At 60.2% G+C, this 12675-nt stretch carries 10 protein-coding genes and 1 pseudogene; 5 read left to right on the plus strand and 6 right to left on the minus strand.

What is annotated here, in order from left to right; translation table 11 throughout:
• Positions 1 to 88: 88 nt before the first annotated feature.
• Complete coding sequence (gene quiC, locus ACZ89R_RS13770; RefSeq protein ID WP_429545508.1) at positions 89 to 1990, minus strand: 3-dehydroshikimate dehydratase QuiC; 1902 nt, start codon at positions 1988 to 1990, stop codon at positions 89 to 91.
• 617 nt (positions 1991 to 2607) lie between these two features.
• Here quiC and ACZ89R_RS13775 point away from each other — a divergent pair.
• Positions 2608 to 3945: an MFS transporter gene (locus ACZ89R_RS13775; protein ID WP_429545507.1), complete on the plus strand. Its 1338-nt coding sequence runs from the start codon at positions 2608 to 2610 to the stop codon at positions 3943 to 3945.
• 49 nt (positions 3946 to 3994) lie between these two features.
• Here the strand turns inward: ACZ89R_RS13775 and ACZ89R_RS13780 are convergent.
• Both ACZ89R_RS13780 and ACZ89R_RS13785 read right to left on the minus strand, forming a co-directional pair.
• Positions 3995 to 4876, minus strand: a pseudogene (locus tag ACZ89R_RS13780) (DMT family transporter); the annotation flags it as partial.
• Positions 4877 to 5009: 133 nt separating this feature from the next.
• On the minus strand, positions 5010 to 5789 hold the full coding sequence (locus ACZ89R_RS13785; protein ID WP_429545506.1) for an IclR family transcriptional regulator: 780 nt from the start codon (positions 5787 to 5789) through the stop codon (positions 5010 to 5012).
• Positions 5790 to 6033: 244 nt separating this feature from the next.
• On the opposite strand from ACZ89R_RS13785, the gene ypfJ reads away from it, so the two are divergent.
• Together ypfJ and ACZ89R_RS13795 are read left to right on the plus strand one after the other, a co-directional pair.
• Positions 6034 to 6927: a KPN_02809 family neutral zinc metallopeptidase gene (gene ypfJ, locus ACZ89R_RS13790; protein WP_429545505.1), complete on the plus strand. Its 894-nt coding sequence runs from the start codon at positions 6034 to 6036 to the stop codon at positions 6925 to 6927.
• Positions 6927 to 7886, plus strand: coding sequence for an alpha/beta fold hydrolase (locus tag ACZ89R_RS13795; RefSeq protein ID WP_429545504.1), 960 nt, complete (start codon positions 6927 to 6929; stop codon positions 7884 to 7886). The genes ypfJ and ACZ89R_RS13795 overlap by 1 nt, the downstream gene beginning before the upstream one ends.
• Positions 7887 to 7994: 108 nt before the next feature.
• On the opposite strand, the gene ACZ89R_RS13800 is transcribed toward ACZ89R_RS13795, so the two are convergent.
• The 3 genes from ACZ89R_RS13800 to ACZ89R_RS13810 form a co-directional block, all read right to left on the minus strand.
• The gene (locus tag ACZ89R_RS13800) at positions 7995 to 8588 is read right to left on the minus strand and encodes an HAD family hydrolase (protein WP_429545503.1); all 594 of its coding nucleotides are present in this window, start codon (positions 8586 to 8588) and stop codon (positions 7995 to 7997) included.
• A complete protein-coding gene (gene tesB, locus ACZ89R_RS13805) occupies positions 8585 to 9454 on the minus strand; it encodes an acyl-CoA thioesterase II (RefSeq protein ID WP_123498615.1) in 870 nt (289 codons plus the stop codon). The genes ACZ89R_RS13800 and tesB overlap by 4 nt, the downstream gene beginning before the upstream one ends.
• 105 nt (positions 9455 to 9559) lie before the next feature.
• Complete coding sequence (locus ACZ89R_RS13810) at positions 9560 to 10129, minus strand: GNAT family N-acetyltransferase (RefSeq protein WP_429545502.1); 570 nt, start codon at positions 10127 to 10129, stop codon at positions 9560 to 9562.
• A gap of 90 nt (positions 10130 to 10219) precedes the next feature.
• Between ACZ89R_RS13810 and ACZ89R_RS13815 the strand changes: the two genes are divergently transcribed.
• Positions 10220 to 11140, plus strand: a complete 921-nt coding sequence (locus ACZ89R_RS13815; protein ID WP_008070042.1) for a histone deacetylase family protein — start codon at positions 10220 to 10222, stop codon at positions 11138 to 11140.
• 280 nt (positions 11141 to 11420) lie between these two features.
• The gene (locus tag ACZ89R_RS13820) at positions 11421 to 12662 is read left to right on the plus strand and encodes a TIGR03862 family flavoprotein (protein ID WP_429547857.1); all 1242 of its coding nucleotides are present in this window, start codon (positions 11421 to 11423) and stop codon (positions 12660 to 12662) included.
• Positions 12663 to 12675 lie beyond the last annotated feature (13 nt).

Genomic DNA, 12675 nt, shown 5'->3' on the forward strand with positions numbered 1-12675 from the left:
ATCACTGCACAAGCTGGCGATTATGGGCTGCCGCGCCCAGTGAAGGAAGTCGCGAGGCAGCAGTTATGTACCCGTGTTTACGATTTTCCTACAACTTTGCCTGACGTACGCCACCACTTCGCGATTTAGCCATGGCCGCCAGTCGCACCGCCACGTTGGCCGCGCCGTAACCCGCGTAGCCATTTTTGCGCTGGATGATTTCAAAGAAGAACCGCCCTTCGAACGGCTCGGTGTACACGTGAAACAGCTCGCCACCCTGGGCGTCGCGGTCGTAAAGCACGTTGAAATAGGCCAGTTCGCTAAGGAACTCATCGTCGAAATCGAACCGCGCGGCGAGGTCATCGTAGTAGTTGAGCGGGATATCCAGCAGCGGCACGCCCGCCTCCTTGGCGCGGCTGACTTCGGCAAAGATGTCGTCGCAATCGAAAGCGATGTGATGCACGCCGGAACCGCGATAACTCGACAGCGCGTGTGAGATGGCGGTGTTGCGGTTCTCGGAAATGTTCAGCGGCAGGCGGATCGAACTGCAACGGCTGCGCAATGCGCGGCTCTTCACCAAACCATACGGATCAGGCAGCACCACTTCATCGTCGGCTTCGAAATCCAGCAGGCTTTTATAGAACAGCACCCAACTGTCGAGGCTGTCGGCGGGCAGTGCCATCGCCATGTGGTCGATGTGTTTGAGGCCACCGCTGGCCACGGCCGTCGGTTGCAGGTTGAAGTCGGTGCCGTAGACGTCGGCGTCCTTGTCCACCAGGTAGATCAGGCTGCCATCCGGCGCACGCACCGCCGCCAGTTCCAGCTCATTGGGGCCAACGAGGCCGCGATAGGGCTGGCCTTTGTAAGCCACGGCACGGGCCAGCGCACTGGCGCTGTCCTGGACCCGCACGGCGGTGGCGCACAGCGATGGGCCGTGGGCCTCGAAAAAACTGTGGGCGAAGGAATAAGGCTCGCAATTGAGGATCAGGTTGATATCGCCCTGACGCAACAGGCTGACACTCTTGGAACGGTGCTGCCCGGCCTTGACGAAACCCAGCCGCTCCAGCCAATGGGACAGCTTGGCACCGAGGCTTTCGTCCACTGCGAATTCAAGAAACTCGATGCCGTTGTATTCGCTGGCGCTTGGGGTCTGGAACAGAATATCGCGATTGGCCGGGGGCGTGGCTTCCTGTTCCAGACGTTGGCGGGTTTTCTCTTCCAGATACAGCAACGAACGCAAACCGTCGGCGGCGTTGGCTCGTGGCGGTGCGGCACGGAAGCCGTCGTTGAAGATCTCCAGCGACAGCGGTCCGGTGTAGCCACTCTTGATGATGGGCGCAAGGAAGCCCGGCAGATCGAATTCGCCCTGCCCCGGGAAACAGCGGAAGTGTCGGCTCCACTCCAGCACATCCATGGCTAGGATCGGCGCGTCGGCCATTTGTACGAAGAAAATCTTGTCGCCGGGAATCTCGGTGATGGCGCTCGGATCTCCCTTGAGCGACAGCGTATGAAAACTGTCCAGCAAAACGCCTAGGCTCGGATGGTCAGCCTGGCGAACGATGTTCCACACCTGCTGATACGTGTTCACGTGTCGACCCCACGCCAGCGCTTCGTAGCCGATCCGCAAACCACGAGCGCCGGCCCGTTCGGCGAGCAGGCGCAAGTCATCGACCAGGATCTGCTCATCACCGATGGAGTCGGCCGAGGCGTTGCTGCACACCAGCACCAGGTCGGTGCCCAGTTCCTGCATCAAATCGAACTTGCGCTCGGCCCGTTCCAGATTGCGCGGCAGGCGATCGCGGCGGCAACCTTCGAAATCTCGAAAGGGTTGAAACAGCGTGATGGCGATCCCGAGATCGGCGCACATCTGTCTGATTTCCCGCGGACTGCCGTCGTAGTAGAGAAGGTCGTTCTCGAAAATCTCCACGCCGTCAAAACCGGCGGCAGCGATGGCTTCGAGTTTTTCCGGCAGGGTGCCGCTCAAGGAAACGGTGGCAATGGAACGCTGCATGTAGGGACTCCCGGTGGTAGGGAAATTTCTTGTCAGGGGGGCATGGCACGCCTCGATGTAGGAGCTGCCGAAGGCTGCGATCCTTTGATCTTGATCTTCAAAGCCAGAATCAAAAGATCGCAGCCTTCGGCAGCTCCTACAGGGGTAGCGTTTGTCTTGGGCAAATTATTGACTTGACGAATCCACACAGCAATTCAAAGTGTACTACCCGGTTAGTTTTGCGGGCGATTATCGAACACAATGGCAGTTGGCGAATTGACGATTTTTCGTCCACTGCGCAACATCGACACCACATTGAGTCCGGCCACGACCCCATGGACTCGGTTACCAAAGACCCTGAACACCACATAAAAATTTCAAAAAACGGGTACACGCTCATGCGCTCATTCAACGCCTTGTTTGCTTGCTCCACCGTCCTCACGCCGTGCCTGGCGTCCATCCGAACCTTTCGCCCTCTGGGCCGAATCGTCCCGCTCGCTGAATAACCGTTGTCGTCAGCCCGACGAAAACACCTCAGCCGATCAATCACACCCGCGCCTGGCGCCGTCGATTGATCACGCGCCCTTGAAGTCCCGGCAAGCCTTGCTTGTCAGTCATTGAACGGATGGCACATAAATATGATTCCTTCTCAAAGCTCTCCCGTGGCTCCGGCCATCGGCGTCGCCACTGGCGGCATCGGCGATAAAATCCGCGGCGCCATGGCGGTCGGCAAAACCCGTTGGGGGATGCTGGCGCTGGTGTTTTTCGCCACCACGCTGAACTACATCGACCGTGCCGCCCTGGGTGTCATGCAGCCGATCCTGGCCAAGGAAATGAGCTGGACGGCGATGGACTACGCCAACATCAACTTCTGGTTTCAGGTCGGCTACGCCATCGGTTTTGTGCTGCAGGGCCGGTTGATCGACCGGGTCGGCGTCAAACGCGTGTTCTTCTGCGCGGTGCTGCTCTGGAGCCTGGCCACCGGTGCTCACGGGCTGGCCACTTCGGCGGTGGGCTTCATGGTCTGCCGGTTCATTCTCGGTCTGACCGAAGCGGCGAATTATCCGGCCTGCGTGAAAACCACCCGGTTGTGGTTCCCCGCCGGCGAGCGCGCCGTGGCTACTGGCATCTTCAACGCCGGGACCAACGTCGGTGCGATGTTCACGCCGATGCTGCTGCCGTTGATCCTCCACGCCTGGGGCTGGCAAGCCGCGTTTCTGTGCATGGCGGCACTGGGCGGCATCTGGTTGCTGTTCTGGGGTCTGAAGTACTTCAACCCGGAAGATCATCCGAGCGTCAAGCAATCGGAACTGGACTACATCCAGAAGGAAGTCGAGCCGGAACAATCCCGCGTACCGTTCTCGCGAATCCTGCGCATGCGTGGCACCTGGGCCTTCGCCCTCGCCTACTCGATCACCGCGCCGGTGTTCTGGTTCTACCTGTACTGGCTGCCGCCGTTTCTCAATCAGCAATACAACCTGGGAATCAACGTCACCCAGATGGGTATCCCGCTGATCATCATCTACCTCACGGCTGACTTCGGCAGTGTCGGCGGCGGAATTCTGTCTTCGTTTCTGATCGGTCGCGGGATCAACCCGATCAAGGCGCGATTGATGTCCATGTTCCTGTTCGCCTGCTGCATCATCGGCGTGGTCATGGCCGCCGGCTCAAGCAACCTGTGGCTCGCGGTGTTCGCCATCTCCCTGGCCATCGGTGCGCACCAGGCCTGGACCGCGAACATCTGGAGCCTGGTGATGGACTACACGCCCAAGCACATGATGAGTACGGTGTTCGGCTTCGGCGGGATGTGCGCAGCAATCGGCGGGATGTTCATGACCCAGTTGGTCGGCCACATTCTGACGGTCACCCACAACAACTACACCGTGCTGTTCACCATGATTCCGGCGATGTACTTCATCGCACTGATCTGGATGTACTTCATGGCACCGCGCAAAATTCCTACCGTCACCGCGTAAACTCCCTTCCCCCGGCAGGCCTGATTCCAGGCCTGCCGCCCTCCTCTTGTCGACGCCGTTGTTGCCACGCCGCTGTCAACCCGCTGCAGCAAATCACCACGATCCCGATCACCGTAGTCAGGGTCGGCGTGTGGGAAAACAGCCACCAGCCCAGCAAACCGGCAAAGACAATCTGGCAATAGCCGAACGGCGCCAACAACGCGGGCGCGGCGTGACGGAAGGCCTGGGTCAACAACAGATGCGCCGTCATTCCACACGCCCCCAGCGCCACCATCAAAACCCCATGACCCACGCTTGGGACTTGCCAGAAGAACGGCACCAGCGCACTCATCACCAACGTATTGCAGAGCCCGGCGAAAAAATTGCTGGTGGTCGGGCTATCGATTTCGCTGAGCTTGCGGGTGAGCAATTGATAGAAGCAGAAAAACAGCGCTGAGCAGAACGGCAGCAACACCGCAGGCGTGAACAGTTCGCCGCCGGGATGGACGATGATCAACACCCCGATGAACCCGCAAATCACCGCCAGCCATTGCCCGCGCGTCACTTGTTCACCGAGCAGTGGCACCGACAACGCCGTCACCAATACCGGTGCAAGAAAATTGACCGCCGTGGCTTCGGCCAACGGGATGAACAACAGCGCACCGGTAAACAGCAGGCTGGTTCCCAATAAGCACAACGCCCGCATCAACTGCAGCAATGGCCGCTTGGTGCGCAGGACGCGCAACCCGGATTGCGGGAGAAAAATCCCGGCCATCAACAAGGTGTGAATCACGTAGCGAGCCCAGACCACCATAGCGACCGGATAAAACCCGCAGAGGTATTTCGACAAGGCGTCATGGCTGGAAAACAGAAAGGTGGCGACCACCACCAGCAGGATGCCTTTGAAAGGATGATTGACGCCGCAGAGCGGGGTGCTGATAGACGACGTCAAGGCGAGGTTCTCTTCTGGCGGGATAATTCCAATAATTTAGAACCCGGTTCCAGATTCTTATAGTCGCACCGCCTGAAAGTGTGCGAACAGCGCACGGTTTTTTAATCGACTTCCGGATCGATGGGGGCAAGCGCTATCCGCTAAAGAGTTCCGACGCCTGACTCGCTGCCGACAACTCTTGGGCAAACGCCAACAACGTCGGTGCCAATTCATGCAGTCGCGCTCCCGGCATCCGCGCGCTCGGTCCGGCAATGCTGAGCACGCCGATCACTCGCCCCTGCAAGGGATGACGGATAACGGCAGCAATCGCCGATGTGCCTACCGCCGAACTTTCCTCGACCCAGGCATAGCCCTGCTCCCGCGCCAGGCGCAGCCGCTCCAGCAGTTCGATGTTGGAGCGTGGCGCATTGGGCCCCAGGCCCTCGGGCGTCTCGATGGCCTGGCGCTCAACCAGCGACAACGCTTCGGCATCGCTCATGCTGGCCAGCCACGCATGCCCGGAAGCGGTATAGAACAATGGCGCATCGCGCCCCATGTCCGGGTCGTAACGCAGGCCGGAACGGGCGCCCTGGGATTTGGCGATCCAGGTCTGACGCTCGCCTTCGATCACCCCCAGACGCACCAGCTCGCCGGTCTCCCGGGCCAGCCGATCCAGTACTGGCTGGACAATATCCGCACCACTGCCGGACAAGTAACGAAAGCCCATGGCGACCAGTTTGGTCGATAAGTGATAGCGCAGGTTTTGCGGATTCTGCCGCACATACCCCAAACGAATCAGTTCGGCGAGCAGACGGTGGGTCGCGCTCTTGGGAATATCCAGTTGCTCGGCCAGGGTCTGCATCGGTAAACCTTGAGGTTCACCGGTAAGGCTTTCCAGCACGCTGAAAACACGTTCTATCTGACTGCCTGCCATGGGAGATTCCAAAATGAAATTTGACTGATTCTAAAAGACAACTCGAAGGAAGCAAAATCTGGAACCTGTCCGGCAGCAGTCTTGACCGAACCTGCAGTACCCGTCCGTCCATGAAACCGCTAATGTCGCCACTTAGGAGAACCCCAGTCGCCAAGGGCTGTCAGACGACCGGACTGGCGCCATACCTACTCACCGGCAACACTCATCACCATGCGCCTTCATCAGGTAAAAAAGAGGATCCCCCATGCTTTGGAAAAAAGGCCGACGCAGCGACAACGTGGTCGATGCCCGTGGCGATGATGTCGGTGGTGGGGGCGGTGGAATGCGCTTCGGTGGAGGCAAGGGCCTGAGCCTGACGGCCATCCTGTTGATCGTCGGGATCGGCTGGATCACCGGCCAAGACCCGCTGCAGATCCTCGGCCAACTGACCGGACAAATGAGCGAACAGTCAGCCCCGGCCCCCACCCAAACCCGCAAGGCGCCACCGGCCAATGATGAAGGGGCCGAATTCGTGCGCTCGATCCTCGGCGATACCGAAGACACCTGGCGCCAGATTTTCCAGCAGGCCGATCGGCAATACAAAGACCCGACCCTGGTGCTGTTCAGCAACCGCGTCAACTCGGCCTGCGGCCTGGCGACTTCGGCGACCGGTCCCTTCTATTGCCCGGCTGACCAGAAGGTTTACCTCGATATGAGTTTCTTTCAGGAAATGTCCCAACGCTTTTCCGCCGCCGGCGACTTCGCCCAGGCCTACGTGATCGCTCACGAAGTCGGACACCACGTGCAGACTTTGCTCGGCGTTTCCGCGAAGATTCAGGCCGCTCGCCAACAGGGCCGGCAAATGGAAGGCGACAATGGTTTGCTGGTACGTCAGGAATTGCAGGCCGATTGCTTGGCCGGCGTCTGGGCCCACAATGCGCAAAAACGTCTGAACTGGCTGGAACCCGGTGACATCGAAGAAGCCTTGAACGCCGCCAACGCCATCGGCGACGACCGCTTGCAACAGCAGGGTCAGGGCCGCGTGGTGCCGGACTCCTTCACCCACGGCACTTCGGCCCAGCGAGTGCGCTGGTTCAAGGCCGGGTTCGCACAGGGCCAAGTCGGCCAGTGCGACACCTTCGCGGCGAAGAGTCTGTGATGCGCAAGTGGCTGCTGGCTCTGCTAATCACCTGCGCAAGCACCCAGGCTGCCGAGCAAGGGGTCAAGGCGATCAGTTCCGGGCGCCTGCTGTTGAGCGCCGGGGAAATCGCGGTGAGCATGGGCCCGACACCGGAAAAAATCGAACGCGTAGTGATCATCGTCCATGGTCGATTACGCGATGCTGAAACCTATCGCCAAAGCGCCGAACGCGCTGCCGAACTGGCCGGGCAAAGCGCGAACACCTTGGTGCTCGCCCCTCAGTTTCTCAACGAAACCGACGTCGCGAGCCATCCGGTGCCTGACAGTGTTTTACGCTGGCAAGGCAATGACTGGATGGCCGGCGGTTTATCCACCGCGCCGTTTACGCTGAGCTCCTATGCGGCGCTCGACGAAATCATCGCGCGACTGGGTGATCGGCGACAGTTTCCGGACGTGAAGCAAATCGTCATTGCCGGCCACTCCGGCGGCGCTCAGGTGGTTCAACGTTATGCCTTGCTCAGCCACCCTCAGCCGGCCCTCGACGCGGAGGGCGTGAAGGTACGCTATGTGATCGCCAATGCTTCGTCGTACGCTTACTTCAATGAGCAACGGCCAGTGGCGTTCAGTCACGCGAAATGTCCGAATTTCAATCGCTGGAAATACGGGCTGGCGGATCTGCCCGCCTATGCCGATGGGCAAACACCTGCGCAACTCGAAGAAAACTACGTCAAACGTGACATCGTTTATTTACTCGGGCAGCAGGACATCGACCCGAATCATCCGGCGCTGGATAAAAGTTGCGAGGCCAAAGCCCAGGGTGCTTCTCGATTGATTCGTGGACGCCACTATTTCAATTATCTGAAACGGCGCCATTCTCAAGGATTGAGCCAGCAGCTCATTGAAGTGCCTGGGGTTGGGCACAATGGGGATGGGATGTTTACATCGTCTGAGGGGCAGAAGGTGTTGTTCGGGCAGTGAGTTTTGCGGTGTCTGATCTGACGCCATCGCGAGCAGGCTCGCTCCCACAGTGGATCTGCGTCGGATGCAAATCAAAATGTGGGAGCGAGCCTGCTCGCGATGGGGCCTTCAAGCCAACAACATTTCTCGTAACACCACGCAATCGGCAGCATGCCAATCCGTCAATTCCGGCCACGGATTATCCGGCAGATTCACCAGCACCGTCCGCGTCCCCGCCGCCCGGCCGCAATCCAGATCGAAGCGGTAATCACCAACCATCACCATCTCGCTCGCCGGCACTTTCCAGGCTTCGGCCAGTTTCAGTAAACCGCCAGGATGCGGCTTGGGCGGTGCTTCATCGCGGCCCAGTACATCCTCTTCCGCAAAGCAGTCGGCCAGGCCGATAGCCTCTAGCGTGACATGCGCCAGCTCACGAGCATTGCGCGTGAGAATGCCCAGGCGATAACCGCGCCCGGCCAACTCACGCACCAGTTCCACCGCGCCCGGCGCCGGCTTCGAACCCAGCGCCAGATCCCGCTCGTGCTCCAGCAGCCACGCGTGTTTGGCCGCGGCTTCATCGGCCGGCAGCGCAGCGAGGTGGGTCAGGATGTCGTGTTCGGCGGGAATCGCCAACGCCACGCGAATCGCCGCGAAGTCATGCACCGCCACCGTCAGGGTGCCGTCCATGTCGAACACCCAGTGCCGCACCTCAGCCAGGCTCATGCCCAATCCTTGCGATGGCGAATCAGGCCTTCCTGAGTGACCGAAGCCACCAGTTGCCCGGCACGGTTGAACACGCTGCCGCGGGAGAATCCGCGGGAATTGCCGGCCCATGGGCTGTCCATGGCGTACAGCAACCAGTCATCGGCGCGCAGGTCGGCGTGGAACCACAAGGCGTGATCGAGGCTGGCGACCTGCATGTCTTTCTGCCAGACCGATTTGCCGTGGGGCAGCATCGAGGTGGTCAGCAGACCGAAGTCCGACGCGTAGGCCAGCAGGTATTTGTGCAGCGCCGGGGTGTCAGCCAAGGCACCGTCGGCACGGAACCAGACGTATTTGACTGGGTCGGCGGGCTGCGGATTGTAGGGGTCTTTTTCGGTCACCGGTCGGACTTCGATCGGTTTCGGGCACAGCAGTTTTTCGCGCATGTGCTCAGGAATCAGGTGCGCGCGCTGCTGGGTGAGCTCCAGCTCCGACGGCAAGTTTTCCGGGCCGACTACTTGCGGCATCTCAGTCTGGTGCTGGAAGCCTTCTTCGTCGTACTGGAACGAGGCGCTGCAAGTGAAAATCGGATGGCCCTTCTGGATCGCCGTCACCCGGCGCGTGCTGAAACTGCCGCCATCGCGCACCCGATCGACCTGATACACCACCGGCAATTTGGCATCGCCCGGGCGCAGGAAATAACCGTGCATCGAATGCACATGGCGCGCCGGCTCGACGGTCTGACTGGCCGCCGACAGGGACTGGCCGAGTACCTGGCCGCCGAACAACTGACGAAAACCCAGGTCCTGGCTGCGGCCACGGAACAGGTTTTCTTCAATCGGTTCCAGGGTCAGCAGGTCTACCAGATCTTCCAACACTTGGCTCATTCAGACTCTCCTCACACAACGCAATGCCGCGCAGTCTTGGCTGCGGCGGTCGATTCAGTTTATGGCCGGTTCAACATGAGGGCCATTGTAAACGTCCGCGCCTGCTTATCCATGCAAGGTTTGCAGCCATTGCTCACGGGTGATGCGGTACAGCACGTGCGGACGCAGGGGATGATCGGCTGCAAGCCGCGGGTGCTCGAAGTCATCGCCGGGGGCATGGTGCATGCCGATCGCTTGCATGACTTTCTCGGATGGCAGATTGGTCTTGGTGGTGAATGCCACGACCTCTTGTAGCGCCAACCGATCAAACCCGCAGCGCAGAGCGGTCCACGCCGCCTCACCGGCATAGCCCAGGCCCCAGTGCTCGCGCGCCAGGCGCCAGCCGATTTCGATGGCCGGCGTAAATGGCGCATCGAAGCCGACCACACCCAGCCCGGTAAACCCGATGAACGCCCCGGTGTCCTTGCGCTCCAGTGCCCAGAGACCGAAACCATGCTCGGCAAAATGCCCGCGAATCCGCCCGACCAACGAGGCACTTTCCAGTCGACTCAAGGGTGCCGGAAAATAACGCATCACTTGTGGATCGGCGCACATCGCCGCAAACGCCGGCAAATCCTCGTCACGCCACTGCCGTAACAACAGTCGTGCGCTTTCGAGTTCCAGTATCGGCTCCATCGTGCCTCCTCCCCCGTTTCCATGCCGCAAGTCTACATCGCTGGTAGGATCGTTCACTCATTCCTACCTGCCTTCCTGTATAAATCTGCCATGCCCCTGCCACTGATCTACCACGAAGACTACAGCCCCGAGTTCCCGGCGGATCACCGCTTCCCCATGGACAAGTTTCGCCTGCTGCGCGATCACCTGGTGGACAGTGGGTTGACCCGCGACACCGATTTGCTGCGCCCGGACCTCTGCCCGCCAGAGATTCTCGCCCTCGCCCATGACCCTGCGTATATCGAACGCTACATGGGCGGTGAATTGTCCCGCGAAGATCAACGACGCCTCGGCTTGCCCTGGAGCGAAGCGCTGGCCCGGCGCACGGTGCGAGCGGTCGGCGGTTCGCTGCTGGCGGCCGAACAGGCACTGGAACATGGTTTGGCTTGTCACTTGGCCGGCGGCACCCACCACGCGCATTACGATCATCCCGCCGGGTTCTGCATCTTCAATGACCTGGCGGTGATCAGCCATTACCTGCTGGAAAGTGGCCGAGTGAATCGGGTGCTGATCTTCGACTGCGATGTGCATCAGGGTGACGGGACTGCACGAATCCTGCACAACACCCCTGAGGCGATAACCGTTTCCCTGCACTGCGAAAAGAATTTTCCTGCACGCAAAGCCGAAAGTGATTGGGACATTCCGTTGCCGATGGGCATGGGCGATGCCGATTACCTGAAGGTAGTGGACGACGCGCTCAACTATTTGCTGCCGCTCTACCAACCGGACCTGGTGCTGTACGACGCCGGCGTCGATGTGCATAAGGACGACGCCTTGGGTTATCTGAAGCTGACAGACGAAGGCGTCGCCGCTCGCGATGAAAGCGTGATGCGCCATTGCCTGGGCCGGGATATTCCGGTGGTCGGCGTGATCGGCGGCGGTTACAGCAAAGACCGCAAGGCCCTGGCGCGCCGTCATGGCATCCTCCATCACAGCGCCCAACGGGTGTGGCAGTCATCAGGTTGTCATTGATGTGTGAGTCTTTACCCACAATGCCTGTGGAACCGCCTGTGGATAACCTGAGTGAAAGGGCCTGCAGCCCATGCAGGGTATAGGCTACAGAGCGGTGGTTGTTTTTTAACCAGCATTCGAATCCACCCACAATCTCTGTGGGAGCGAGCCTGCTCGCGATGAGGCCCTCACAGTCGATATCGATGTCGACTGATCCATCGCTATCGCGAGCAGGCTCGCTCCCACAAGGGACAGGGCTGGTAGAATGCCCGCCCTATCCCGCCATACCGCAGCGCATTCCATGACCCAGCCCTCCACTTCCCTCCCCCCTCACGTCGCCATCATCGGCGGCGGCCCCGCCGGTTTGATGGCGGCTGAAGTGCTGAGCCAGGCCGGGATCAAGGTCGATCTGTACGACGGCATGCCTTCAGTGGGGCGAAAATTCCTCCTCGCCGGCGTCGGCGGCATGAACATCACCCATTCCGAGGCCTACCCGGCGTTTCTCTCACGCTATGCCGAACGGGCACCGCAGATTGCGCCGCTGTTACGGTCCTTTGGCGCCGACGCCTTGTGCCAATGGATTCATGACCTGGGCATCGAAACCTTTGTCGGCAGCTCCGGCCGGGTGTTTCCTACCGACATGAAAGCCGCGCCCCTGTTGCGTGCCTGGCTCAAACGCCTGCGCGATGCCGGCGTAGTTATCCACACCCGCCATCGCTGGCTTGGTTGGGATCACAACGGTGACTTGCGCATCGACAGCCCCGAAGGCGAAAAAACTGTTCAAGCCGACGCGACCCTGTTGGCCCTCGGTGGCGGTAGTTGGTCGCGTCTCGGTTCGGACGGTGCCTGGATGTTGGCGCTGGAACAGCGCGGTGTAGGACTGGCGCCGTTGCAACCGAGCAATTGCGGCTTCGAGGTGCAGGCCTGGAGCGAATTGATGGTCAGCAAATTCGCAGGCAGCCCGCTGAAAAACATCGCCATTGGCCTCAATGACGACGTGCCGCGACTCGGAGAATGTGTGATCACGGCCACAGGAATTGAAGGCAGTTTGATCTACGCCCTGTCGGCGCCAATCCGCGAAGCGATCAATCAAAACCGCTCGGCAACCATTCATCTCGATCTGTTACCGGGCAAGCCTGTGGATAAAATCCAGGCGGCGCTAAGCAAACCTCGCGGCTCACGCTCTATGGCCAAACACCTGCACAGTCAACTTGGGCTTGATGGCGTGAAAGCGGCGTTGTTGCGGGAACTGACACCCGCCGATTACTTTACCGATCCGGCATTGCTGGCCAAAGCGATCAAGGCATTGCCGCTGACGCTGGTGAAAACCCGGCCATTGGACGAGGCCATCAGCAGCGCAGGGGGCGTGATGTTCGAATCGATGGATGAACGCTTGATGCTCAAGCAACTGCCCGGCGTGTTCTGCGCGGGAGAAATGCTCGATTGGGAAGCGCCGACCGGCGGCTATCTGCTGACCGCGTGTTTCGCCAGCGGGCGAGCGGCGGGGTTGGGGATGGTGGAGTGGTTGCAGCGCAAGGATTGAAGACCGTGTCGCG

This window comes from Pseudomonas sp. TE3728 (genome assembly GCF_056279145.1).

Bases quoted from the DNA above. Each gene is read 5' to 3' on its own strand.
- quiC (WP_429545508.1), bottom strand. From the start codon at position 1,990: ATGCAGCGTTCCATTGCCACCGTTTCCTTGAGCGGCACCCTGCCGGAA.
- ACZ89R_RS13775 (WP_429545507.1), top strand. From the start codon at position 2,608: ATGATTCCTTCTCAAAGCTCTCCCGTGGCTCCGGCCATCGGCGTCGCC.
- ACZ89R_RS13785 (WP_429545506.1), bottom strand. From the start codon at position 5,789: ATGGCAGGCAGTCAGATAGAACGTGTTTTCAGCGTGCTGGAAAGCCTT.
- ypfJ (WP_429545505.1), top strand. From the start codon at position 6,034: ATGCTTTGGAAAAAAGGCCGACGCAGCGACAACGTGGTCGATGCCCGT.
- ACZ89R_RS13795 (WP_429545504.1), top strand. From the start codon at position 6,927: ATGCGCAAGTGGCTGCTGGCTCTGCTAATCACCTGCGCAAGCACCCAG.
- ACZ89R_RS13800 (WP_429545503.1), bottom strand. From the start codon at position 8,588: ATGAGCCTGGCTGAGGTGCGGCACTGGGTGTTCGACATGGACGGCACC.
- tesB (WP_123498615.1), bottom strand. From the start codon at position 9,454: ATGAGCCAAGTGTTGGAAGATCTGGTAGACCTGCTGACCCTGGAACCG.
- ACZ89R_RS13810 (WP_429545502.1), bottom strand. From the start codon at position 10,129: ATGGAGCCGATACTGGAACTCGAAAGCGCACGACTGTTGTTACGGCAG.
- ACZ89R_RS13815 (WP_008070042.1), top strand. From the start codon at position 10,220: ATGCCCCTGCCACTGATCTACCACGAAGACTACAGCCCCGAGTTCCCG.
- ACZ89R_RS13820 (WP_429547857.1), top strand. From the start codon at position 11,421: ATGACCCAGCCCTCCACTTCCCTCCCCCCTCACGTCGCCATCATCGGC.